Source organism: Legionella stuttgartensis, assembly GCF_977063405.2.
In genome coordinates this window covers 256,768-279,545 of the sequence record NZ_CDRUHA020000055.1, presented here as the reverse complement: position 1 = coordinate 279,545, position 22,778 = coordinate 256,768, and the positions used below count along the sequence as shown (strand labels likewise).

The following is a 22,778-nucleotide window of genomic DNA, read 5'->3' as shown; positions in this document are numbered from 1 at the left end:
ATAAGTTCTCTTGAGAAGCTTGTTTGCTTACCCTTTGTCCGCGGGCTCCAGTTTTTCAGATCAGCTTTTCTGGAGCCCGCGGACAAGCCGGGACATCGAAGCAGGGCTGGGGGCGGCGATGTATAAATGATTCAGTTGCGAGCAATCAGGGCGTTGTTTTTCAAAAAAGAAACGGAATGAGTGCTTTTCTATCCTTAGGATAATTAGAAAAATGGGACTGATACCACCGATGATGTGCGATTGCCCGCGGGGCTAAATTGGCTATGGTCCACAGGGTAAAAGAAAAGCCAGCAAGTGACCAAGTCGCTACTCCCCAACCAATCCATTCAAGAATTTCACCAAAGTAATTTGGGCTGCTCAAAAAACGATACATTCCACCGTAGGGTATCTGGTAGGAGCCGGTTCTTTTATTTTTATTCATTGCAAACAAAATGTTGTCTGAATTTTGATTGATTACAAATCCTGAAACAAACAGTATTAAGCCAATAATAAAATGGGGGGATTGCAAGGTTGCAGAAGTAATTTCTTGAAAATGAGTGAGCCAATAGGCATTTACAAAACCATTGACCGTCGTAAAAAACGTGGCGGATATCGTGATAACAATGGGCACCCGTTTTGCATTGTTCAAGCGAAACGGATAGATCAAGGAACGATAGACATAATGTAATTGCCACATGCAAAAAAATACCCAGGTATAAATAGAGGGTTTTGCCATTAAGAAAATAACTAAAAATGCGATCACCGATGGCAATTCCATCAAACACCAAGAAACACGTGCAGGAATTTTAAGAGAGCTACTCTCTTGGTCATAACGTCCATAAGGTGCTCGTTTAAAAAAAAGCGAGAAAAATACGATAACAGCTAAAGCACTCCAGAAATAAAGAAATAAAGTGAGATTGTTTTGAGTCATAATTTTATTTTGCCATTCTGTGAAAACCAATGAAGAGTATCATGGACTGTTGTTTGGATTTCGGTTCTTTTGTACCCTAATTCTTTTTCCGCCTTCGTACAATCCACCGTGGGTGGATACATCAAAGTTTCAATGGCGTACTTGGTAAAAAGCGGTTCTGTATTGGTAATTTTAGAAAAAGCTTCCATAAGCGGTACCAAATAATAAAGTATGTTTGAGGGAAGAAACAAACGAGTCATTTTTTTTTGTTTGACAAGGGATATCAATTGGACCAAATGATGCATGTTAATGTCATGGCCACCTAAGATGTAGCGCTCTCCAGATTTACCTTTTTCAGCAGCAATTATTGCACCTTGAACCACATCACGAACATCAACAAAATTAAATCCTCCACGCACCAAAAAGGGTGTGTATCCTTTGTATATTTTAATTATTGCAGTTCCCATGAGTGATAATTTATGGTCATTGGGACCAATTACCCCGGTGGGATTAACCACCACTGCATTTAATCCTTGTTCACAACTAGCAAACACGATTTTTTCAGCCTGAGCTTTAGATTGGTCGTAACTGTTCACGGACTCTAAAGCAAGCGGGGAATTTTCATTTAAAATTGGAGGAGTATCAGGGTTTTTAGAACATTGGAGTGCATGAATGGAACTAAAATGAACGAGCTTTTTTACTTGATTTCTAAGGCAGGCATTCACCACATTTTGGGTTCCTTGGACGTTTGTTTTATGAACCTCCTCGGCTTCGCGATTTGTAATGGCAATTTTCGCCGCTAAATGAAACACTGTATCAACATCTTGAGTCGCAGTATACAAAACCTCACGATCTAAAATATCTCCTCTGCATACCTCAAGACTGGAATGGGTGAGGTATTTGGGGAGTTCATTTCGTACAAGTATTCGGACATCATATTGTTTTTTAATAAGCTCGGTTATGAGGTTATTTCCAATGTGTCCACTCGCTCCGGTGACTAATACTTTCATAGTTTAGTGGTTCCTATCCAGTATTTTTAAGTGTCATTCATAATAGTGTAACGATCTTGCGAGGTGACTCCTTTTTTAAAAAACATCAGGAGTCGGCCTTAGTAAAGACAAATAATCGCGAGAACGACACAATCCCTAGGCGGTCCGCATCGACCAGGGCATTAACGGTTCCTGCAATAAACGTGCTGTAAAATGCCGAGAATCCTTTAGGAAAGAGGCGAATCATTTCAAGACCTAAAATTGCGCTCCCCACGGTCCGAGAACGAAGTGCGCCAGCTAGAAGCTTGTTTTCGGTAAAAAAATAGCTCCACCCAAGATCTTTTGAAATTTCTGTTTCAGACACTAAGCTTAGACCCACGCTGCGAGCTGCATCGATCAGATCTTCGCTCGTGTGCAGCGGTGGCATGCCCGTCACAAACTCAATTCGCTCAACAAGTGCGCGATGCTGCGGATTGTTCGCATCATATTTAGAGGTCAAAATCGCGTCATAGACTACATATCGTGCATTAGCTTTCAGTACACGATGGACGTTTCCAAATACTTGTGGAAGCAGGTTTTTTGAAATGTATTTAAGTGAGTAAATACTGTAAGCTGAGTCCAGGAATTCATTAGGGAACGGCAAATTTTGTGTATAGTCCCCCTGCGTGACTTCGCACAGGTGATCCAGCTTTTGTTCACGGTTTAAGGCATTCGCCCGCTCTACTTCTGCTTGTGACAAGGTGACACCGAATACTTTCCCCTGAGAAAGACGGGCAATATCACGTGCTGCGCCACCAAGACCACAGCCCATGTCAAGCGCGGTATTCCCGGGTAACAGGCCGAGGACTGAATTGATTTGTTTATGTAAGTTCGAAATGGTCTCTTCGCGCGATTGCCCCTCATGCTCGGGCGGATAAAAAACCCAACTGGTGCCGTAAGCAATCTCAATTACTTCCGCCATGAGGTCATAGTAATGGGAGGCAACGACTGCATGATTATGAGTCTGTTTCGCAAGAGAGAACAGCTGATCGTGCTCTTTGACAAAAGCGTTCAAGTCATTCCGTCTTAAAAGAAAACGTAAAGTCTTCATGTAATTGATTAATAGCGACATAGGTCTTGTCCTTGAATTGGGAATACATACAATAAGTTGTTCCCCTGGTATTAGTTATTATTTCCCTTATTTATAATCTAGATTAAATAGTTTCGGTTAGCAAATCAGTTGCTTCGGTTGTTACGGATTGGACATCATTAATACTGGTAGTGAGTAATCAGGTCCCCACTACGTTGTCATCAGCCAAGTATTTTGATTTAATTTGGATTAAGAAAATCGTTAATGTTCGGTACTCTCTAAGTCATCCTGATCGAACATGTCTTTAGGTTTTTGGTGATGGCTTCTTAATTGTTTATTCAATACGGAGCAATCATTATGTATACATTCAAACACGATTTTTTTTTATTAAACTTATGCCTTAAGGTTATATTTTTATCTGCATTGTCTTTGCAAGGATTTGCGACAGAGCTCTCTGCAGAACATAAGCCATTCTTGGATAAAACATTTCAACTGGCTTATTCGGCTCGTCAAAAAGGTAATCATCCCTTCGGTGCGTTACTCGTGTATCGAGGAAAGGTTATTTTAACAGCAGAAAATTTAGTTAAAACATCGCACGATGTGACGGCGCATGCCGAAATGGAATTAATCAGACAAGCCTCTAAACAATTTTCTGAGGATATTTTAAAACAGACCATCCTTTATACTAGCACTGAGCCTTGTGCCATGTGTTCTGGAGCGATTTATTGGGCAGGAATATCTCATGTTGTTTTCGGGTGTTCTGCACAAACATTAGAAAAGCTTGCAGATGGGGGCTTTGCGATTCCTAGTGATGTAATTTTTAAACAAGGAAAAAGGACAATAAGATCGAATGGTCCTTATTTTGAAGAAGAGGCTGTTAAGGTGCACGAAGGATTTTGGCAGCATCTATCTAATGTATAGTTTGGGATTGTAGCCTGGTTGCAAGCAACCAGGTTAAGTTGGCACAGTCTTTATTGAAGGCTAATGGTGTTGGTTGTTTCTAAAGGTATAATTTTTGGTTGAGTTTCTTGTTGGGCAAACATACTTAATTGGCATAACGCGCTTAATTCATTAATATCCATGCCATTTTCTTTTAATAAAGCCATCACTGGGTTTTTTTCTGACAGTAATTTTTTTGCAGTTGCTGAGCCATGCTCACATGCCTCTTTTAAATAAAACAACGCTTTTTCTGGATTAAATTTAACGATACCTATGACCTCTTTTCTTGCATTTGCATACATTTCTGCCAACAGAAATGCAGGACGTTTAGGCAGGCCGGCTGACTCATCATTTATGGAAAGTTTCAATGCATTTTCGATTAATTTTATTGCTATATTAGATTGAGCCAAATCACATTCAAGCAATTTTTTTTCTTTAAGGATGTCCAAGGCTGTATAGGATAAACCTTCAGCATAAGGCATGTCATCGAGGGGTACATACGCTAGTTTTTTCAATGTAGTTACATCGTTCTTCGATAATTTTAACTCTTCTCCCAAGCGATCAATAACTGGATCAACCATGGCTTTACCCATTTTAAATTGAGCGAGTCTTTGTTCTACACAGGTTATCATCTTATTTACGTGACAAATATAATGGGAAGATGGAAACAAGCCGTTCAGAGGTCTATATTTTCTTAAAAAGACAAGATCAGCTAAATCTTCTAACTCATAAGGTAGATGGCTAAAGTTATATTGTTCATTCACTGCGTCAGGGTTTTCATTTTTATACGCGATGAGCTTACTAAGTGCCAGGTTTAATAACTCACCACGATTTAATTTTGTAATTTCAATATGACTTTGCATAGAGCCTCTTGTATTTTAAAACTGTAGAAAATACAGGTAACTACCCATATCTGTCGGATGCTTATTTTATTTTTATGACGAATATTTTTCAATTAAAATGTTAAATATATATGCAAGCGTGGAGGTGTAAATGTTCTCTAAAATTAAAGGTACAAGCCTGGCATGAGAGCCAGGCAGTCCCCATAGAGTTTTGGAAAAATAGAGGTTTAGATCTATGCTGCTTTCTTGTTATGCGAGATGAGCTTCAGAAGTGCTTGAGCTGCAGCAGTGGACGAGGCTGGATTTTGTCCTGTGATGAGGCGGCCATCGGTGATGGCAAAACTCTGCCAATTGGGAACTTTTTCATAACGTCCTCCCAATCGTTTCAACTCATCCTCAACGAGAAATGGTACCACTTCGGTAAGTTTCACGGCATCCTCTTCACTATTAGAAAAACCAGTCACACGTTTGCCCTTCACAATAGGTGCGCCTTTGTAGGTCACGTGACGTAACACGCCTGGTGCATGGCATACCAAAGCAATTGGTTTTCCGGAATTGTAAAAGGATTCCAGCAACTTGATTGAAACGGAGCTTTCGGCAAGATCCCACAATGGACCATGACCACCTGCATAAAATATGGTGTCAAAATCCTCCGCTTTTATGTCCCCAAGTTTGACTGTTTGGGAAAGTGCCTTTTTCGCCCTGTCATCCTTTTTGAATCGCTCCATTGCAGGAGTTTGATTTTCTGGCAAATCACTTTTCGGATCGATTGGAGGCTGTCCACCCTTAGGTGAGGCTAATGTCACTTCGATCCCTGCATCGAGAAATACATAATAGGGCGCCGCCCATTCTTCAAGCCAAAAACCTGTTTTATGTCCCGTATTGCCCAGTTGATCATGGGAGGTTAATACCATCAATATTTTCATTTTCGCTCCTCCTTCCGTGTCTTAATGAACGTGAACAAAGTATAAAAATCATCCTGGCACGTTTCCAGAGATGGTCACTATTATCATTTAGCATATCTGATTAATTTTAGTTCAAATTATTGTGATTTTCTAATTGGAAGTCTGATTGCTTGCTATTAAAGATAGGCTTTACGAGGTATTCGGGACCAAGTCATCTTCTGGAGATTCCTCACGGCATCTTCCAATTCACCTTAAGTTTTCCTTGACGCCACTGAGCCCTACTGCTGCGACTTGTTCGCAGTATCCAGGAAAACAAGGCTTAGTGCCTCACTCCCTGGATCCCGCGGACAAACCGCGGGACGTGGGTATTGTTATAAGTCACGTACAACTTAAAGGTAAATTGGCGGCTCTGCATTCGGGATTGACGTATTTCTTTTTTTTCTACCCTGGTTGCTTGCAACCAGGACAGTATTCGTGCATTGGTTTCGTTATTTATATGTGGCGTAATTTATTTCAAATTATTGGGTAGGATTGGCTATTTTATAGATGTATTTTTCGTATCGAATGTAACTTTCTGCAAAAGCTTGGGGCAAAATGTTTTGGATTACATAGTTCTTCATCTTCTCTACATTTTGGTGGCCATCCCACTCCCAAGTCATTGAAAAATATCCATCCCAGGTGTAGCACCAGCCTGCTGATTCTTGTTCGCAATCATTCTTCCATTGGATATCGCGTAAGAATTGGTAGGGTTCTAGCGCTTTGCTCACACTGCCGGGTATGATGTGCGATTGGTTGACCATATGAATGTAGTTACGTTCATAAACGAGCTGTACTTCTTCTCTAAAAGCAAAGCGGTTGCCAAAAAGTGATTGTTCTACTTCAAGAAGAAACGTGTCTTTGGCTAGAGGCTGAGAGGGAGGGTCTTGAGTTACGGTGAGTTTCACCGTGCCGCTTTTATAAAAATCTTCGACAAGTTCTTGAACGATATAGGCTGTAGGATAGTGATTTTGATACGACGCATGCCCACAGGTTGGGAGCGCAAATTTGAAACGATAAAGAGTTCCTTCATTACTAATTTGTATGTTTTCAACGCTAGGAATACGAATATCTTTGCACTCAGGAATACGCATTCTGTCAGGAACTTGCACGACAGGAACAGCGTGTGCTTTAAGAAAGCAGAAACCGGTCATTAAAAAAAGAAAGCCCATCTTAAATACAGTGGGTTGTTGCATGTTGTCTCCTGAATTAAAGATGAAAAATAGAAAAAATAGATCAGTAAAGTAACCAGCAGATGTATGAAAAGCAATAGCTATTTACCTTAAAAATTATGTTGTCCTCAAAACACATAATTAAGTTATGATGTCACAATAATAAAATTATTACTCACTGTTAAGTTATTAAATCAAAGTATTCCTTATGTCTTATACTGCTCTATTAAAACGTATTTGGGAGGCTGTTTATGATCCAAATTTGGATGTGGCTTCCACAGTAAAACACTATTTTCATCCAAAATATGAGCAATGTATAAATGGGGTAATAATGAACCATGATGATTATATTGTCCATGTCATAGAACAAAAGCAGAACATGCAAATAACCCACATTGAATATAAGCACATTGTTGAAGTAGGCAATGAAGTCTTTGCTTTGTATTATCCTAAAGGAATCAATCTGAATGATTTGGCTATTGAAGCTGAAGTAATTGCCTATTTTCAATTTAAAGAACAACAATTGCTAAAAATACACGGGCAAGTTAGATTGATTAAAGGGGAGTTAACGGATGTTGACATGTAAGATTCTTTTCAATTAATGAAGCAACGAAGTTTGTGTAGTCCACAATAATGCGCTCATCTCATTAAAAAATATTCTTCTAACGTGAAAAGAGAATGTTTTTTAGATGCAATAAACTTTAAAAAAGGTGGTTAGATGAAGATTACGGAGATTCATATTGCGCAATTAACCATTCCATTAATTCGCCCATTTATAACTGCCGTACGACGTACCGAATCCGTTGAGGATGTAGTGGTCATGATAAAAACGGATAGTGGCAATTGGGGGTATGGTTCCGCCGCGTCAACTCCAGCAATTACTGGGGACAGTACAGAGTCGATTATCACTGCAATTAAAACTATTCTTGGCCCCCAGTTAATTGGACGAAGTATTGCTGAATTGAATTTATTACTCCAAATGAATAATCAATCCCTAGCAGGGAATACTTCTGCAAAAGCAGCCATAGATATCGCATTGCATGATTTATTTGCCCAACGCTGTGGTTTACCTCTTTATAAATTGCTAGGTGGTAATACGAACAACATTAGCTCGTGCATTACTATAAGCGTTAAAGAGATTGATGCTATGGTTCAGGATGCCCTTGAGCTCGTCAATCAAGGGCATCAAACGATAAAAATTAAATTAGGATTAAATCCAATTGATGACATCAAACGCGTCCAGGCGATTCGTCAAGCGGTAGGTAGTTCTATTACCTTACTTGTCGATGCCAATCAGGGATGGTCTTATGAAGAGGCTTTAACGGTTATTGATTCATTGAAACAACAACATTTGAATATTCCTTTGGTCGAACAACCTATTCGTGCTCAAGATCTCCTGCACTTAAAGGCGATTAGTGAACAGGTTGAGTGTCTTATCATTGCTGATGAGGCGTGTTTTTCTCCTGAAGATACTCTGAATATTGCAAAAATTGATGCTTGTGATGGGGTCAATATTAAGTTAATGAAATCAGCCGGCCTTGAGAATGCGCAAGCGATTTATAATATTGCTAAAACAGCACAAATGAAAATCATGGTCGGCTGTATGCTGGAGTCACCCATTGGAATTGCTGCGATAGCCAGTTTTGCTTTAAGTAAGCCGGATATCGTCTATGCAGACCTTGATCCTATTTTTTTGATTCGTGACAATTATGTTCTTGGCGGGGCGCAGCGTCTTGGTAATAAGATTATTTTGTCAGACAAACCTGGTTTGGGGATTGAAGGTATTATCCAAGGATTAAATCAGATTGGAGTGATCCATTAATGTCATTTTACATTCAGCTGGCTAGTTTAGGCATTATTGTTCTTTATGCGGTAATGTTATTTCGCAATGTTGATGCCTTAATAGCGACTGCAATTTGTGTGGGATTAGGCTATTTGTGGAATCTAAGCAGTCCAATTGACATTGGAAATTCTATGGCGAGTGCTCTAGGCTCCTTCATGGCTTTAGTGGGTTTTATTATCATGTTAGGCCATGGTTTAGGCGAGGTCTTAACCCATACTCAGGTCAGTCATACGTTGGTGCACCAAATTGTTTATGGGATTGGGATTAATACACAACGCCGCGCTAAAATTGGCATTGTACTTTCCTCTTTTATTATTGTAGGTTTGCTAGGCACCTTGGCTGGAGGATTGGCAATTTTAGCACCCAGTTTACGCCCTATTGCAGGTTCTGTGGGATTATCGCGCCCCAGTTTGGCTGTGTTAATGCAGGCTTCAGCTGAAGAAGCTTTAATTCTTGGGCCTTTTGCACCTCCAGTCGTAGCGTTACTGGGCGTTACAGGACTAAATTATGTGACGGTGCTACTCTATGCATCGCTTCCAGTGGCCCTTGTTACTTTAATCACTACGTGGGTTATGGCGAACCGCTTACAACGAAAGTATGCGCATGAGTCATGCGATGATGAGGACACCTCAGAGCCATTTGTGCCAAGTAAACAACAAAAGCGCACTACATTGTTCTTTTTGATGTCCTTTATCGCGTGTGTAATCTATGGATTATTTGCTCAGGCAAAAACCACCTATGTTATTTTTGTCATGTTATTTCTGGCGCTTAGTACGGGATTGGCGAGTAAATTAAGTTTAAAGCAAATTTTTAAATTGTTAGTTAAGGGAATGCAAAAAAGTCTGCATCTCTTCTTTTTGTTTATTTTATTTGATCCTTTTATGGTTTTAATTCATCAAGCAGGTGGATTTAGTGCCTTAACAGAACTATTAACCCCCTTAATAAATTTAGGCGGCAAACCCATATTATCCATGCTAATTGGTTTCACCGGTGCATTTGGCATGCCTGGTGCGGCGGAAGCAACTATTAAAATGTTGCATCAGCTTTTTTATCCAAGTGTGCTTCAGATGCAATTGCCCATGATCGCATTCGCTTTATGTATGATTTTCGCAACCCGGGTTACTAATTATGCTTATCCTGGTGCCAATATGTTTGCTGCAATGGGATTTGCTGGCAGCGAAAATGTCAAAGCAATGATACAAAACGGACTAACCGTCACTGCGGCGCAAGTCTTATTTTTAATTGTATATAGTCTATTTTTATAATGAGGATATGACAAAACCATTTCATCGGTTAGAAGAGCTATCCTAAAGAAACCGGGGTGTCAGTGCAGATGTGAGCTAGGACAGCCCCCTACGAAAAAGTAAAGGAGCAACGTTCTTAAATTTTATAGTTGCTCTTTTGCGGTATAACCCAGAATTAATAGTACTAACTGGTTACATCGTATTCGCTACGGGTTCAACTGTGGGAGCATCAAAATCATAAAGACCTCTTTCTTTTAAAGCGGTCGATGCAACCCGTGTTAACATCGCTGTAGCAGATACAGGGAGTAAGAGGAGATCGATTAATGCCTGGCAAAAATATTCAACTATAGTGTTTGTTGCCTCAAAGGCCCATGAGGATATGGCGTTCGACCCTATTCCTTTACCTGCTGTCTCTACTCCATATAATATTGCAACCATACCTAACACAATCAAAGGTATTTCGACTGCTCGCATCGGATCAAAAATAATCCAACCGAGGAAGGCAGCAGGCATGAATGTATGACGAGCACAGTAAAGATATTCTGTAGTCGACTCATATGGTTTAAAAAACATTTGTCCCCAGGTATATGGAGTCTGTGGAACAAGCGTATCTGATAATAGATGATTCTGGGTCGCTTTTTGTGAACCGGTCAGATACCCAATAGAAAATTTTTTATAGGACATTTTTTTCCTTCTTATTTCATCTGGTGCGCCGTTTTACATTATTTCTTAGATCTTATCAAGAAATTGTGGTGACAGAATCAATATGTGTCCGGATAGATAATTGAGCCAAATTCATAAAATCTACCCACAAAATTTTGGCAGAAAACATATGGGAATGGTTAATTTATTCTCTGATTGCTATTAAAGCTGCAATCAGAGAATAAAATTATTTATTTGTTTTGAGGAGAGGTTGTAGTTTGATTACCTGATTTGATATCAGAGGATAAGATAACACTTTCAAAATCTTGGTTTGCTCCTACAACGAGTAATCCGTTATTAAGCTTATAAAAATAAACACACTCTTCCTTTCCATTAAACCAGTGCTCCCAAGTCATACAAACGCTGCCATCATCCTTTACGAGCCAAGTTCCTTTATCGTTTTGTGGAGCACCCTCAGTTTGCTTCGCAAATCCGCCCATCATCTTACCGTCTTTACCATAGTAGCCGGTAAAACTATTGGCGAGTACTTTATCGTTGAGTGTAGCGGCTGATATTGTGGTGATCGTTTTATCCGTTATGGCTTCAGTTACCTCCGTTTTACTCATGGAAGAAATAGATGCAGCAAAGCTCAGTGAGGAAGTTGTCAAAAGAGCAGCGACGATGGGTAGTAGTTTCATAATTATTCGTTCCTTGAAAATTTATTATAACTTAAAAAAAATAGCAGAAATAAAAGAACGTGTATTTCTATTTCTGTAGCTTGGATGTTGTATCTTTAGGTAGGTTGGGTCCAACCCAACCTACCTATAATGGCAATCAGGCTAAGCCTTGTTGCGTAAAGAAATTGCGATTAAGATGTAAGTCCAACCACTGATGATCATATCAATCGCAATAAACAATCCGATGACCCATAATCCACTCATTGGCCAGTGCGCAAGAATCATAATCCCTAGTATTAAGGAGCATATTCCCGCAAGTAAGATCCATCCCCAACCCATTGTATTTCGTAAGGATATGGACATGCTAATGCGAACAATACCAATAACAATAAGCGTCCACGCCAGTAACGCAGTAATGATGGTTGATGCTAATAAGGGATCATATAACACGATAAGGGCGCCAATGATGTAAAGTATGGCAACGAGAATTTGCCAAACTGTACCTTTCCATTCTTTATGTTTAAACGCATCAGCAAAGTGCGATAATCCTGAAATCAGGAGTAAGGCGGCGAAAAAATACATGCTGACTATGGTTAAGAAGATGTCCATTCCTAAACCAATAATACCAAAGATTAAGAGTAAAACTCCAAAACCTAAAAACCATCCTCTATGGCGTTGCATAATTTTGGTATCAGGATGAAGCGTATCAATATTTGTTGGTTCCATATCAGTTCCTTTTGATATATGTAATATAAATATAGCTTATTATTCAAATGAATATAAATACATTATGAGTTACTTTTTTCTTTTTTACCTATTGATTATCCAAGCCTAAAGCCTTTTCAATAGTTGGGCGAATAGACAATAAACTATATGGTTTACTCTCTTCATTCGGGGTAATGGGAACCAATCGTCCGTTCATCACAAAGGCCCATATTTTCTTAGATTCTGGATACTCTGGTCCATGATTTATCCAATTGTTCCCATCCCCACGACCGTGATCCGTTGTGACAATGACCAGGGTGTGTTTGTCTATTCCCTTAATGTGTAAATAGCTCAAAACTTCATCGAGTACGTCATCATAATAGGACAATGCCTGATGATAGGACTTTAGATTATCTGCATGGGCTGCTTCATCGGCGTCATTTAATGAGATCCATAAGAAGCGAGGTTTATAGGTAACAAAATAATGCCATGCTTGTGCAAAGGTGTATCGATCATAACGATCTTTGCCTTTAGGGTGGTCATGGACTTGTTTTTGATTCAACTCGTTCATTACCTGATCCGGCTTTAAACTTTCAGGATCCGTAACTAATTCATTTCCATTATTACTGAATGTTGTCCCTGCAACGTGCTCCACAGCATAGCCAATCTCAGGCCAAGAGGAAAAAATTGCCACATCCTTTTTAGATAGATGCAATTGCCGAATAATGGCTTCGGGCAATGTTTCAACTTTAATCCTCCCACATTTATTATCTGCACAGGGTTGTACTGCTCCTGCCATTTGACTTTGATACGAAGGAAGACTGATTGGTACGGAAGCAGTATACATCGGCGTGTTGCTTGAAGGGTCTCCATAAAAAATAATCTTGCTCGCATGTTTTTGCCAAAATTTTGGTAAATGTTGGTGATTTTGATAAATATCTTGCCAACGAACTCCGTCCAAAGTGATGTAAATGACCTGATTTATTTTCCCTGGAATAGAAAGCGTTTCTACAACAGCAAATGCTAATGTGCAAGACAAGAACTCTAAAATTGCTATGACTAACAGTCGAATGAACATAAAATCTCCAAAAAATTTCAAGAGAGAATCGGTCGTACCTAGTTGCTTGCAACCGGACATATCAAAATCAGTTCCTTATTATTCATTAATCCAGTAAAACGCGAATTGGTAAAGGAATTTATTAATTGGGATTTTGAAATCCAGGTTGCAAGCAAACAGACTACGGGCCTGGTAACATTGTTAATGAATCAACTCGACTTAAACTCTATTTAGAGGTTGTAACGATTGAATTACAATCGAATCACCTGATTAATATATGATTTTATTGGTGATAATATGGCTATTAGTGGAAAAGATAGAGCAGCGATAATCGATGTACTAAAGAAAAAAACTGGATTTGAATGGGCTAGTGATGAAAATCGAGTTTATTGCAAAGTTATATTAAATGCTTCTGATCGTTTGGAGGGAGAACGTTTGTTTATGAGTATTCTTCAAAAAAATCGAATACCTAATCCTCAGAATCTAGACAGTTCAGTACGCGGAATGAAAAAGGGGCATGCTGAAGTTTCGGCTGAATTTACATCGATTTCAGTACTGGAAGTATTGTTTAAAGATTCGTCTCTATTGGAACAAAAAAAATCAGTGGATGCTAAAGAAAAAACGGATTCACAAGTAGCTACATTAGGTGTTTTTGAGTGTAAGATAAGCTAAAGTTCTATAATTTAAAGATAACTTCTGCAAAAAAGAAGTAGATATGAACGCTCTCCATAGACAGATGATTCGATCTTCAACTTTAGGGACGCTTGTGATACTGGCGCTTCTTTTTATTCCCGCAGGTACTCTGAACTATTGGCAAGGCTGGGTTTATCTAGTGGTAATTATTAGTGCATCCGCTACCTACAGCATATATCTTGCAATACATGATCCTGCGCTTCTCAAGCGGCGTACTGAAGTCGGGATATCGTATGAAAAGGAACCTACTCAGAAAATCATTATCTTTTTTCTCTATATCATGTGCCTTGTGCTTATCATTCTGCCGCCCCTCGATGTCCGTTATGGTTGGTCATTCGTGCCGTGGTACGTTTCGATCCTTGGTGATCTGTTTATAGTGTTTTCATTCTACGTGTTCTATCTTGTTTCAAAAGTGAACACCTATGCTGCCGCCAATATTCGTGTTGAGGAGGGTCAAAAAGTAATTACCACAGGTCTATACGGATTTGTTCGTCACCCGATGTATTTGGGCGCCATCTTTCTTTTTATCGGTACACCGCTTGCACTCGGTTCATGGTGGACACTGCTTTTGGCGCCTGTCTTCTTATCCATTTTAGTTGCTCGTATTCTAAATGAGGAAAAAATACTCGCCCATGATTTACCCGGGTATACGGAATATCAAAAAAAAGTCACAACTCGGCTTATACCGTTTCTTTGGTAACGTTGGAGGAGATGACCGGGGTTCAAGCAACCAGGCTAGTGCATAAATAAATTATAGTATTTTCCACTACTTAGCCGCATAATATTTATCTAATGCTTGGAGCATGATTAATTCAGGGATTGAATTATTCGTTCATCGTACACTATTGTTAATATTAGTTCTTAATGGTTTAACCCAAGGATTACCTTGTTGCAGGCAATCAGATGTTACGTACTATAATTTTAATTTGAGGAGTTAAGATTATGGAAGCTGATTTATTTGATGATTATAAAGATATTCTTTCCCGGCATGGGTATGATGAGAATGATTTCGACTTGGTTGAGCAAGATGAAACGGATTACACACAAAATCCTTATCTTATAATTGGCAAAGTTAGCATTAGATGCAAAGCCACTGATATAACAAAAACGTACAATACGGGGTACGCATCCATATGGCCAGCTGATTTTGAAGAGGATTTAAGAAATGGTTATTTCCAAGATACATTCAAGGCTTAAATTATTATGCAGCATAGCTTGAAACCTGGTTGCGGGCAACCAGGCTATGTGTTTAGAGCAGTTGTTTGAGATTTATCCACGTTTAGGTAGGGCTATATATAATGAGCCAGGGTGATTTAGCTCATTTGCTTCTACGCCAGCTTGGTCTCCTTCTCCCTTATAGACGTCCACATGAGCTCCCATAATAGCGCCACCGGTATCTTGGGCTATGCACCAAGAAGTCGATTTTTTGCAATTGTAGATAAAACTCATTCCGACCGGGATTACCTTGTGATCTGTTGCACATGAAGCATGGGGCGTTAGAGAAATATTTTCTGAACCATAAGGTCCGCCAACTTCTTTAGTAAAGAATACATAGCTTTGATCGCGATTGCGCAAGTCGGCAGCTTTATCGCGGTTTAGCGGGTTATCTAAATATTGGCGAATGAACTTTTCAGATGCAGCGCTTAATCTAATTTCTTTGGATACATTACAACGTAATTTGGCTTCATCATGACACTTGGGATCTTTAGCACACCGTTCCATTGTATCCAGGTTACCGCCACAGGTTGGGTCTTGTGCACATTGGACTACGCGACCTAACATAGTGCGTGGTCTGCCGTTAGCGCCATCGTAATTGATGTGCAGTAATTTGCCATCAAGAATTAATGAACCAGAGCCTTCGAGCATTAAAAAAGCAGGGTCATTGGGGTCTTTAACGTAGCCAATTATATATTTTGGATTTAAAGCCCCGTGCTCAATCTCTTCTCGGTCGGGCACTACTGAGTATGTGCCATTTGCATTTTTCAGACAAAATCCACGCACCGTTTTGGTGAGGGGGTCAACTCCGCAAAGAGGCGCTTTCAAATTATATTTTTTGCATTCCGAAGCTACATTGACCACACCTGGATTACTATACATCGGATATAAAAATGCGCCGCCACGTTTGGTGCGAGCCTCAACAGGGGCGGGTGCATAATAGGCAGTAAATTGAAACTCTCCCTTTTTAAATCCTGAATGATTTTCGGGCCAGCCATCGCTTTTATACCAGTCGAATTCAGTTTTGATGCTCGCTAAATATTTTTGAAAATCGCCACGGGCAGATTTTGCAAGAGCGAGCAATTTTTCGTTGATATTATGGCACCATTCTTGGCGCTTATATGTATGACCGGCGATAGTCATTGACTGAAATTCCCCACGGTGTTTCTTACAGTTTTCAATCTGATTATTTAATGCTTTAATCACTTCATCCATATTGCCCACGGGGTTATCCAACGGTAGCTCGGATGCTGAAATTTTATGAAATTTGAAGCGTAACACTCCGGGCTCTTTGGCGGCCATTTTCTGTCTTGTGGTAAAGTCCACGAGCCTTCTAACATCTAAACAGCGCTGAATAGGATCAGCAGGGAGGGCTGCTTGGACGATGAGGCTAAAAGTCATTAGTGCAAATATTAAAGCTGATTGAAACATTGGTATCCTTTACCCAACATAATGATGTAACTAGGATTATATAGGACTATTGACCTGTCATCAAAGGGATGCGTCTTCCAATTCACTTTGAGTTTTACTTAACCCACGTCCCGCAGCTTGTCTGCAGGAGCCAGGGATTGAGGCGCTAACTCTTTCTTGGATGCTGCGAACAAGTCGCAGCACGTAGGGCTCAGTGGTTATCCGAATCTTAAGGTGAATTTGAAAGAATGTGTTTAGGAAGATTGCCGGGATTTAGTGTCTTAGCGAAGCCGCAGACACGCCTGTAGGGTGTAGGCAGATCTGGACAGATTTTTCAGTGATATGTAAAAAATTCGGTTGATTGCAACCAGGCTTACTTAGATGAATTGATTAAAAGGTGATTGATTTGTTATAATTTACTCGATTTGGATTAACTTTAAACTAAAAATGCGTTTAAGTACAATCAATATTCTATCGTTAAAGGTTCATATATGCGTCCTCAACATTTGACCGGCACGCTTAAAAATACAGGGAAGCAAAGCAGCGCTTTCTCGAGTGAGTTTGCGAATTTTAAAGTTTTTGTGTTCCAACCTGATGAACATTTTTTTGCTTCTTCTTTTGAGGAACGTTTAAATATTTTAGAAAAGCGCATCATTCTTGCTAAAAAAGCCATGCAAGAAAAAGTTGGCCATGAAACTGAAATTAATAATCCTCCTGATAAAAGCAAAAAATCAAGGTTACCATGGTTTATAAATTTTAAAGCCCTAAAAAAAGAAGAAAAACAAGCAAAGCCGCCTAAAATACCGATGCCACCAGCAATATTTGTAGCACCTGAATATCTATTTAAAGATCAATCTGAACTCTGTTATCAAAAATATTATTCTCAAGCCCAAAAGAATCTATTCAAAAAAAGATTACAAGAGTTGTCCATGGATACCGACATGTTAATTGTTCCAGGAACATTTTGTTGGTATAAAAAAGCGAAGCATGATTCAAAAAATTATTATCGCAACACGGCTTATTTCTTTCATCGTGGTCATGTAGAAAAATACAAAAAAAGATATCCCCATACACATTATGATTTTGATTATGTTGATGAAGGGTTTTTAAATTACATGGACTTGCGGCGAAATTTTTTCAAATCAGGAATGGAAGACGCTCTGGTTAAGGATTTTTCTGGAATGAAGTTGGGTATTGAAATTTGTTATGACAGCGTGCAAAGCGCTTTATCTAATTTTGTTAATGAAACCAATATGCCTTTAGATGTTCAACTGATTATCGCTGATGGTGCTGAAAAGCATAATCCAGTGGCCCGACCAGGGACACTTTTTATTAAGGTTGAGAAAAATGCAAATCAAACGGAGATAGGTACGATCATTAATACTCCCGATGACACTATTGGTATCCAACCGGCTATCTTTTTGGACGATGTTGAAGAAAAAGATCTCAAGTCTTTTAAGTTTAGGTGACGAGCAAGTGATTCGCACATGCTTTCTTATGTTGCTCAGCAATCATCTATAATATAGACAAGGTGATTTAATCCACTTTTAAAATGATTACTCTCATCACTGGTGCCTCAAGAGGAATTGGCCGAGCTTTAGCATTTGAGTTTGCAAGTCAAGGTCATGATTTGATTTTAACCGCGCGCAATCAGAGTTTGCTGGAGGAGCTTGCTTTTCAAATCAAAGAAAAGCATCCAGTCGAAGTAAATCTCATTCCATTGGATCTAAGCGGATGCACATCTGCGTCTGATTTAGTTAAGCAAATTGAGGCTCTTAATCTAGAAATTGATTGTTTAGTTAATAATGCGGGTATTGGTTACTTAGGTGATTTCGCCTCTATGGATGTGGACTATTTAAATGAGTTGGTGCAACTCAATATGGCGACATTAACTGCATTAACTTATTATTTTGTCAAAAAATTTATCCATAAAGGTCGAGGTCAGATACTTCAGGTCGCCTCTACTGCGGCTTTTCAACCCGGCCCTTTTATGGCAGTGTATTACGCCTCCAAAAGTTATGTTGTCTCTTTTTCACGAGCACTGGCGTATGAATTAAAAGGAACGGGAGTTACGATTTCAATTCTTTGTCCAGGTCCTACTCAGTCCGATTTTTTTAAAAAAGCTGGAATGGAAAATAGCTTTTTAGCTCGAGGTCTTATTGGGGTACAGTCTACTGAGCAAGTCGCCAAAGTGGCTTATCGAGGTTTTGAAAAAAATAAATTATTTATTATTCCCGGGCTCATGAATAAGATTCTTGCTTATTCTGCTAAAGTAATTCCGGATGTGCTAAGTATTAGAATTACGGCGTTCCTTCATGGAAAAACAAAGCATACTTAATTTATTTGGATGTTGTGGCTGGGGAGCAATCTGATCGCTCCTTTCACTGATTTTCCCTGCTTGCAAGCAACCAAAGCTAAGTTTCTTATACTCGTTTGTGCGTCGAATTAATTAATATCTCCCAGTGAAAAGAAGATAGGTGGGCTATAATTTGATTTAAAGTGAGTCAATTTGGTTTGTTATGAAATTGCCAAAAGCTATTGTTCCTTACTCCAATAAGGATGCTGCTCTTCTTGCCAATAAATACGCAAGAGAATTTATAGTAGAAGGGGGAACTCAACTTATTAATAATTCTTATCCTATTGATAAGAAAAAAAGTCTTAGTGAAGCGGTAAAAGATGTAAGAGAGCAATCTCAAAAAACTGCAAGCTCATGGTTGGAGTTTGACTATTATATTTATGAGTTTTACCAATCGATTGAATGCAGTAAAAAATACTCAATAGGAAATTGTAATGAGCTTTCCGAATTGGCTTTGGATTATATTGCTCATTATGCGCCACATGTAAATGCAGAAGTTTTTCAAGTAGTAGGCGGAAATCATGTGGTACTTGTTGTTGGAAGACAAAAAGGTAGCGACCCACGAAAGCCTGAAACTTGGGGGAAGGATGCTTATATCTGCGATCCTTGGTCCGATGATGTATATTCTGCTTCCAAATATCTTTCACGAACTAAAAATTACTATCAGACCTATGATGAGGCTTCAGATACCTATACGAACCATATAGAGGATTTTAATCCTTCCAAACACACTTTTGGGTTGATAAGAAATTATAATACGGACTACATCCGAAAATATAATACTCAAGAACATCTTAGTGAGGTTTACGATCTTTTTCAGAAAAAACAGCAAATGCTGGTTGGGGCAGCCGTAAATTTAGAGAAAGCTCTTGTAGATATACGCAATAAATTAGAAAAAAAATATGGCGTAAGTAATGAAAAATACCAGATTATCCAAAACAAAATAAACCAGATCCAGAGTGTTACTGAACAACTCACTAGAGATTTTGCTAGGCCTGTTGATGAATCAAAGAATTATTATGAAATCATATCTAAATTAGATAAAACTTTGCGGCAATCAATTAAAGCTTATGCTAAAGCAGCAGATATAACACAAGAAGAAGCGATTGCTTTAGCTAAACCAGTTGCAAGGACTGGGCGAGATAGGTTTTTTCATTCTAAATACGATGTGGTCTCAAAAATTAATGAGGCGTTAGACGAATCGAGCGAGATGTTAAAAACTGTTCCTGTAAAGAAGTAACAGAATTTCAGTGCTTCTCTTCAAAAAATCGTAGTTGCAAGTCCTCAGATTACGCTTTATGCTTCCATATCTTCTAATGTGATAAAAAAGTAGGCAAATGTGCCGCAAGTGAGAGATAAAGAGAATAAAGATTGGCTCATTGAGTTAATGAATGAATCAGGATATCACCCTGATCCTGGAGGAATGTGTTTTGGTGTTGCCAATATGGGAATGCAAGCCATTCTCGCTGAGGAATTCAATCCATTTGAGAGGCGCTTTCTTGAGCTTATCAATATGTACAATGAACGTGATGATATTCACCGAATTATCGACATGCTGAAAGAAGAGATTGTAAATCCTAGCCAGCAATTACAAGAAGATGCCAAAAAATCGTTAATAAGTACGTTAAATCTTGACGATAAACTTCGCGAGATGAGAAAAATATGGTCTGCTCATTTGCTCCATGTAGAGAAGATTGATTTTGGCCAGTTGAAAAAGGAACTCAACAAGAAAGAAAATGAATTTTTATACCGTGTTTTTATAGAGCAGCAATTAGAGAATTGCAAAAATAAATTAGGCTCACTGGAAACAGAGTTTGCTGATCCGGAAAATGAGTATATGGCTTTTTTTGAAGGGGTAGAACTATATCAGCGACCTGGATTACACAGTCCTTTATTTGAAAAAGGAGCACCATTCAAACAAGATACGCTGCTTAGTGCTCCTCGTGTTCTTTCCAAAAAACTGGAACAAAGTGGCGGAATTAGCAGGATAAGCTGCTTCATGGGAGGTTATAACTCTGATGAGTTATTTCAATACTTTTTAACGCTCAAAAATGAATTAACCGCGATCAAAAAACCGATAGCCTTAATTCTTGGCAGTGGCGATCATGCTCTTACAGTTGGATATGATCCGGCACTGGATCAATGGCTATTCGTTAATGGCAGCTGTGAGCCCGCACACATCCCGGGGGAGCATGTTCAAGAAATCGCGCAAAGCGTTTTTAATGAGCTCTCGTCTGGTAATCAATGTGCTTTTGTAACCAATATTTATTGTAATAAATCTAATGAGGAAGAGTTTAAAAAACGCATGGAGCTATGGGAAAAGTGTCCTAAATTTCAAGAGATACATCAAATTGATGCAAAAAAAGCGAAACAATCAGGCGCACATTTACTGCTTCTTAGTGCCTTAGATAATGATCCATTCATGGCTAAAACTCTTATAAAAGAGGGCGTTAATCCTAATCTTGTAGCGGATGAAAAAGGAATTACCCCGATGTTAATCGCCATTTGCTGTAACCACATCGATGTTATAAAAGAATTGCTTACGTGCCCGTTAACAACAGATATGATCTTGAATATTCAAGTCAATTCGCTGTATCAATTTGGGCGTGCTGCACAAATAGATGAAGGATTGGTGAGCAAACTAGTTAATAAAAAAATTAACTCAGAGCAACCCATTGATGCAACCACAATAGTTTCTTTGTCACTGCATGAACTTGCAGTCGCGTTGGGGCATACCGAAATAAGCAATTTACTGCATCAATATGAGCAAAACCAATCGGAAAAATCAAATGCTGCTCATTTTGATTTTTTTAAGACTGAAGAATATCTGAGTAAAAGGCCACAACTGGATGTCTCTAAACCTGCAGCGAGCCCTGTTTGTTCTAATCCATTTGATCTCATTTAATTAATACTCATGGTGTGTTCATTAACACATGCTGGCAGTGAGCGACGAATTAGCGTTAACTTGCTGGTGTAGTGCTTCTTTAAGCGCCAAAACAGCTACTTTCTTATCTGAATCGCTCTGTTCAGAAAAAGCAAAGACTCCATATTTATAGTCTTGACTTAAGATATCCTCAAAAAGGAGCGCACTATTTACAAAAGAAAGAACGGACTCATCAAGAGCCAAATTGTCTTGATGTGCCTTGGTGACTGTTTTGATTAATTGGAGTTTTTTTATATCGGGGTCGCCTGACTTTATATTTTTTAGTTTAGCGAGATCTTTATTTTTATTAATTTGATTTTCAATCCATTTCACGGTTATTTGAGTTATATCATCGCTACTTAAGATGACATCGATACAAAGATCGAATATGGGGGATTCGTCTGCAAAAGATGCAGGGTAGGCGAGTAATATTTTTCTTAGGGCCTGACGATATGTTTTGTTTAAATATTCAATTAATTCCTTTTCATTAATTGGCCTTTCTTGAGTGTGGGATTTAATAAATTTAAGGGGCTCATAATAATTACGAATCATACTTAATTTCGACATAAATCATATCCTCAGCAGGTTATTTACCCAATTACTGTCTTAGAGTCCTTGTGCTTTGAAGTTGTTTTTTTGTATTTCGATTCTATTTAATTCATGATTGTTTAATATATAACAAAAAAATTATATTTAGTTTAAGTATTTCCCTGATTTAACGGATACAGTTTGGCTGCACTATTTTCCTAGAAGAAATGAGTGCAACATTATAAAATGGAGTGATGTTAATCGCTGAATTCTGGACAAAAATGATTTCAATGTTTGCAATCCCTAATTGTGATACTGTAAAAAAAGCACGTACTTTTTTTGAGAACAATAAGATTGATTATGAGTTTATCGACTTCAAAAAAGTTCCACCCACTCCGGCACAAATAAAAGCTTGGGGTGATTACTTAGGCGAGCTTCCAATCAACAAAAAAGGAACGACGTACCGAAAATATAAAGACCATTATGAAGCATTGAGTAGCGCGGAAAAAGTAGAGTTTATTATCGCCAATCCTTCGCTTATTAAGAGACCTATTTTGGAAGAACATAACAAAACAGTCGCGGTGGGTTTTAGCGAAGAACACTATAAAAGCTTATTTATAAACCTCTGAAATGTAATTTGCCTT

24 protein-coding genes are annotated in these 22,778 nt (G+C 38.8%); 12 read left to right on the top strand and 12 right to left on the bottom strand.

The features are described 5' to 3' along the window. Window positions 1-160 precede the first annotated feature (160 nt). The 3 genes from ACWTEW_RS14190 to ACWTEW_RS14180 all read right to left on the bottom strand — a co-directional run bounded on the left by ACWTEW_RS14190 (window position 161) and on the right by ACWTEW_RS14180 (window position 2,989). Window positions 161-910 carry a DUF1295 domain-containing protein gene (locus ACWTEW_RS14190; protein ID WP_454782302.1) on the bottom strand — a complete coding sequence of 250 codons (750 nt, stop codon included), beginning with the start codon at window positions 908-910 and terminating at the stop codon, window positions 161-163. Continuing rightward, window positions 907-1,899: an NAD-dependent epimerase/dehydratase family protein gene (locus ACWTEW_RS14185; protein ID WP_454782301.1), complete on the bottom strand. Its 993-nt coding sequence runs from the start codon at window positions 1,897-1,899 to the stop codon at window positions 907-909. The genes ACWTEW_RS14190 and ACWTEW_RS14185 overlap by 4 nt, the downstream gene beginning before the upstream one ends. An 85-nt stretch (window positions 1,900-1,984) precedes the next feature. Further along, window positions 1,985-2,989 (bottom strand): SAM-dependent methyltransferase, encoded by a 1,005-nt coding sequence (locus ACWTEW_RS14180; protein WP_454782300.1) that lies wholly within the window; start codon window positions 2,987-2,989, stop codon window positions 1,985-1,987. Window positions 2,990-3,304: 315 nt separating this feature from the next. On the opposite strand from ACWTEW_RS14180, the gene ACWTEW_RS14175 reads away from it, so the two are divergent. Then, window positions 3,305-3,868 carry a nucleoside deaminase gene (locus tag ACWTEW_RS14175; RefSeq protein WP_454782299.1) on the top strand — a complete coding sequence of 188 codons (564 nt, stop codon included), beginning with the start codon at window positions 3,305-3,307 and terminating at the stop codon, window positions 3,866-3,868. A gap of 50 nt (window positions 3,869-3,918) precedes the next feature. On the opposite strand, the gene ACWTEW_RS14170 is transcribed toward ACWTEW_RS14175, so the two are convergent. From ACWTEW_RS14170 to ACWTEW_RS14160, 3 genes are all read right to left on the bottom strand, one after another. Next, entirely contained in the window at window positions 3,919-4,749 is an 831-nt protein-coding gene (locus tag ACWTEW_RS14170; RefSeq protein ID WP_454782298.1) for an SEL1-like repeat protein, read from the bottom strand. 212 nt (window positions 4,750-4,961) lie between these two features. Then, the gene (locus ACWTEW_RS14165; RefSeq protein WP_454782297.1) at window positions 4,962-5,654 is read right to left on the bottom strand and encodes a type 1 glutamine amidotransferase domain-containing protein; all 693 of its coding nucleotides are present in this window, start codon (window positions 5,652-5,654) and stop codon (window positions 4,962-4,964) included. A 497-nt stretch (window positions 5,655-6,151) separates the two neighbouring features. Next, window positions 6,152-6,865 (bottom strand): hypothetical protein, encoded by a 714-nt coding sequence (locus tag ACWTEW_RS14160; RefSeq protein ID WP_454782296.1) that lies wholly within the window; start codon window positions 6,863-6,865, stop codon window positions 6,152-6,154. A 184-nt stretch (window positions 6,866-7,049) separates the two neighbouring features. Here ACWTEW_RS14160 and ACWTEW_RS14155 point away from each other — a divergent pair, with 184 nt between their 5' ends. The 3 genes from ACWTEW_RS14155 (at window position 7,050) to ACWTEW_RS14145 (ending at window position 9,949) form a co-directional block, all read left to right on the top strand. Continuing rightward, window positions 7,050-7,427, top strand: coding sequence for a hypothetical protein (locus ACWTEW_RS14155; protein ID WP_454782295.1), 378 nt, complete (start codon window positions 7,050-7,052; stop codon window positions 7,425-7,427). 132 nt (window positions 7,428-7,559) lie between these two features. After that, a complete protein-coding gene (locus ACWTEW_RS14150) occupies window positions 7,560-8,663 on the top strand; it encodes a dipeptide epimerase (protein ID WP_454782294.1) in 1,104 nt (367 codons plus the stop codon). Then, window positions 8,663-9,949: a TRAP transporter large permease subunit gene (locus tag ACWTEW_RS14145; RefSeq protein ID WP_454782293.1), complete on the top strand. Its 1,287-nt coding sequence runs from the start codon at window positions 8,663-8,665 to the stop codon at window positions 9,947-9,949. The genes ACWTEW_RS14150 and ACWTEW_RS14145 overlap by 1 nt, the downstream gene beginning before the upstream one ends. Window positions 9,950-10,120: 171 nt before the next feature. On the opposite strand, the gene ACWTEW_RS14140 is transcribed toward ACWTEW_RS14145, so the two are convergent. The 4 genes from ACWTEW_RS14140 to ACWTEW_RS14125 form a co-directional block, all read right to left on the bottom strand. Further along, window positions 10,121-10,612 (bottom strand): hypothetical protein, encoded by a 492-nt coding sequence (locus ACWTEW_RS14140; protein ID WP_454782292.1) that lies wholly within the window; start codon window positions 10,610-10,612, stop codon window positions 10,121-10,123. 209 nt (window positions 10,613-10,821) lie between these two features. Then, complete coding sequence (locus ACWTEW_RS14135) at window positions 10,822-11,268, bottom strand: hypothetical protein (RefSeq protein ID WP_454782291.1); 447 nt, start codon at window positions 11,266-11,268, stop codon at window positions 10,822-10,824. A gap of 141 nt (window positions 11,269-11,409) precedes the next feature. Further along, window positions 11,410-11,973 (bottom strand): HdeD family acid-resistance protein, encoded by a 564-nt coding sequence (locus ACWTEW_RS14130; protein ID WP_454782290.1) that lies wholly within the window; start codon window positions 11,971-11,973, stop codon window positions 11,410-11,412. An 88-nt stretch (window positions 11,974-12,061) separates the two neighbouring features. Next, window positions 12,062-13,030 carry an alkaline phosphatase family protein gene (locus ACWTEW_RS14125; protein ID WP_454782289.1) on the bottom strand — a complete coding sequence of 323 codons (969 nt, stop codon included), beginning with the start codon at window positions 13,028-13,030 and terminating at the stop codon, window positions 12,062-12,064. Between the two features lie 276 nt (window positions 13,031-13,306). Here ACWTEW_RS14125 and ACWTEW_RS14120 point away from each other — a divergent pair, with 276 nt between their 5' ends. The 3 genes from ACWTEW_RS14120 (at window position 13,307) to ACWTEW_RS14110 (ending at window position 14,899) form a co-directional block, all read left to right on the top strand. Continuing rightward, a complete protein-coding gene (locus ACWTEW_RS14120) occupies window positions 13,307-13,681 on the top strand; it encodes a hypothetical protein (protein ID WP_454782288.1) in 375 nt (124 codons plus the stop codon). Window positions 13,682-13,724: 43 nt separating this feature from the next. Next, window positions 13,725-14,402 (top strand): methyltransferase family protein, encoded by a 678-nt coding sequence (locus ACWTEW_RS14115; RefSeq protein WP_454782287.1) that lies wholly within the window; start codon window positions 13,725-13,727, stop codon window positions 14,400-14,402. A 242-nt stretch (window positions 14,403-14,644) separates the two neighbouring features. Next, a complete protein-coding gene (locus ACWTEW_RS14110) occupies window positions 14,645-14,899 on the top strand; it encodes a hypothetical protein (RefSeq protein ID WP_454782286.1) in 255 nt (84 codons plus the stop codon). Between the two features lie 72 nt (window positions 14,900-14,971). Here the strand turns inward: ACWTEW_RS14110 and ACWTEW_RS14105 are convergent, their stop codons facing one another. Continuing rightward, window positions 14,972-16,348, bottom strand: coding sequence for an MltA domain-containing protein (locus ACWTEW_RS14105; protein ID WP_454782285.1), 1,377 nt, complete (start codon window positions 16,346-16,348; stop codon window positions 14,972-14,974). A 470-nt stretch (window positions 16,349-16,818) separates the two neighbouring features. Between ACWTEW_RS14105 and ACWTEW_RS14100 the strand changes: the two genes are divergently transcribed. The 4 genes from ACWTEW_RS14100 (at window position 16,819) to ACWTEW_RS14085 (ending at window position 21,588) form a co-directional block, all read left to right on the top strand. Then, the gene (locus tag ACWTEW_RS14100; protein ID WP_454782284.1) at window positions 16,819-17,796 is read left to right on the top strand and encodes a hypothetical protein; all 978 of its coding nucleotides are present in this window, start codon (window positions 16,819-16,821) and stop codon (window positions 17,794-17,796) included. Between the two features lie 83 nt (window positions 17,797-17,879). Further along, on the top strand, window positions 17,880-18,665 hold the full coding sequence (locus tag ACWTEW_RS14095) for an SDR family NAD(P)-dependent oxidoreductase (protein ID WP_454782283.1): 786 nt from the start codon (window positions 17,880-17,882) through the stop codon (window positions 18,663-18,665). A 181-nt stretch (window positions 18,666-18,846) separates the two neighbouring features. Beyond that, a complete protein-coding gene (locus ACWTEW_RS14090) occupies window positions 18,847-19,923 on the top strand; it encodes a hypothetical protein (RefSeq protein WP_454782282.1) in 1,077 nt (358 codons plus the stop codon). 99 nt (window positions 19,924-20,022) lie between these two features. After that, window positions 20,023-21,588 carry an ankyrin repeat domain-containing protein gene (locus ACWTEW_RS14085; RefSeq protein WP_454782281.1) on the top strand — a complete coding sequence of 522 codons (1,566 nt, stop codon included), beginning with the start codon at window positions 20,023-20,025 and terminating at the stop codon, window positions 21,586-21,588. Window positions 21,589-21,609: 21 nt separating this feature from the next. Here ACWTEW_RS14085 and ACWTEW_RS14080 read toward each other — a convergent pair whose 3' ends face one another. After that, window positions 21,610-22,173, bottom strand: a complete 564-nt coding sequence (locus tag ACWTEW_RS14080; protein ID WP_454782280.1) for a hypothetical protein — start codon at window positions 22,171-22,173, stop codon at window positions 21,610-21,612. A gap of 242 nt (window positions 22,174-22,415) precedes the next feature. Between ACWTEW_RS14080 and ACWTEW_RS14075 the strand changes: the two genes are divergently transcribed. Next, complete coding sequence (locus ACWTEW_RS14075; RefSeq protein WP_454782279.1) at window positions 22,416-22,763, top strand: arsenate reductase family protein; 348 nt, start codon at window positions 22,416-22,418, stop codon at window positions 22,761-22,763. Window positions 22,764-22,778 lie beyond the last annotated feature (15 nt).

Excerpts from the sequence above, each read along its gene's own strand:
- ACWTEW_RS14190 (WP_454782302.1), bottom strand. The coding sequence starts at position 910 with ATGACTCAAAACAATCTCACTTTATTTCTTTATTTCTGGAGTGCTTTA.
- ACWTEW_RS14185 (WP_454782301.1), bottom strand. The coding sequence starts at position 1,899 with ATGAAAGTATTAGTCACCGGAGCGAGTGGACACATTGGAAATAACCTC.
- ACWTEW_RS14180 (WP_454782300.1), bottom strand. The coding sequence starts at position 2,989 with ATGTCGCTATTAATCAATTACATGAAGACTTTACGTTTTCTTTTAAGA.
- ACWTEW_RS14175 (WP_454782299.1), top strand. The coding sequence starts at position 3,305 with ATGTATACATTCAAACACGATTTTTTTTTATTAAACTTATGCCTTAAG.
- ACWTEW_RS14170 (WP_454782298.1), bottom strand. The coding sequence starts at position 4,749 with ATGCAAAGTCATATTGAAATTACAAAATTAAATCGTGGTGAGTTATTA.
- ACWTEW_RS14165 (WP_454782297.1), bottom strand. The coding sequence starts at position 5,654 with ATGAAAATATTGATGGTATTAACCTCCCATGATCAACTGGGCAATACG.
- ACWTEW_RS14160 (WP_454782296.1), bottom strand. The coding sequence starts at position 6,865 with ATGCAACAACCCACTGTATTTAAGATGGGCTTTCTTTTTTTAATGACC.
- ACWTEW_RS14155 (WP_454782295.1), top strand. The coding sequence starts at position 7,050 with ATGTCTTATACTGCTCTATTAAAACGTATTTGGGAGGCTGTTTATGAT.
- ACWTEW_RS14150 (WP_454782294.1), top strand. The coding sequence starts at position 7,560 with ATGAAGATTACGGAGATTCATATTGCGCAATTAACCATTCCATTAATT.
- ACWTEW_RS14145 (WP_454782293.1), top strand. The coding sequence starts at position 8,663 with ATGTCATTTTACATTCAGCTGGCTAGTTTAGGCATTATTGTTCTTTAT.
- ACWTEW_RS14140 (WP_454782292.1), bottom strand. The coding sequence starts at position 10,612 with ATGTCCTATAAAAAATTTTCTATTGGGTATCTGACCGGTTCACAAAAA.
- ACWTEW_RS14135 (WP_454782291.1), bottom strand. The coding sequence starts at position 11,268 with ATGAAACTACTACCCATCGTCGCTGCTCTTTTGACAACTTCCTCACTG.
- ACWTEW_RS14130 (WP_454782290.1), bottom strand. The coding sequence starts at position 11,973 with ATGGAACCAACAAATATTGATACGCTTCATCCTGATACCAAAATTATG.
- ACWTEW_RS14125 (WP_454782289.1), bottom strand. The coding sequence starts at position 13,030 with ATGTTCATTCGACTGTTAGTCATAGCAATTTTAGAGTTCTTGTCTTGC.
- ACWTEW_RS14120 (WP_454782288.1), top strand. The coding sequence starts at position 13,307 with ATGGCTATTAGTGGAAAAGATAGAGCAGCGATAATCGATGTACTAAAG.
- ACWTEW_RS14115 (WP_454782287.1), top strand. The coding sequence starts at position 13,725 with ATGAACGCTCTCCATAGACAGATGATTCGATCTTCAACTTTAGGGACG.
- ACWTEW_RS14110 (WP_454782286.1), top strand. The coding sequence starts at position 14,645 with ATGGAAGCTGATTTATTTGATGATTATAAAGATATTCTTTCCCGGCAT.
- ACWTEW_RS14105 (WP_454782285.1), bottom strand. The coding sequence starts at position 16,348 with ATGTTTCAATCAGCTTTAATATTTGCACTAATGACTTTTAGCCTCATC.
- ACWTEW_RS14100 (WP_454782284.1), top strand. The coding sequence starts at position 16,819 with ATGCGTCCTCAACATTTGACCGGCACGCTTAAAAATACAGGGAAGCAA.
- ACWTEW_RS14095 (WP_454782283.1), top strand. The coding sequence starts at position 17,880 with ATGATTACTCTCATCACTGGTGCCTCAAGAGGAATTGGCCGAGCTTTA.
- ACWTEW_RS14090 (WP_454782282.1), top strand. The coding sequence starts at position 18,847 with ATGAAATTGCCAAAAGCTATTGTTCCTTACTCCAATAAGGATGCTGCT.
- ACWTEW_RS14080 (WP_454782280.1), bottom strand. The coding sequence starts at position 22,173 with ATGTCGAAATTAAGTATGATTCGTAATTATTATGAGCCCCTTAAATTT.
- ACWTEW_RS14075 (WP_454782279.1), top strand. The coding sequence starts at position 22,416 with ATGATTTCAATGTTTGCAATCCCTAATTGTGATACTGTAAAAAAAGCA.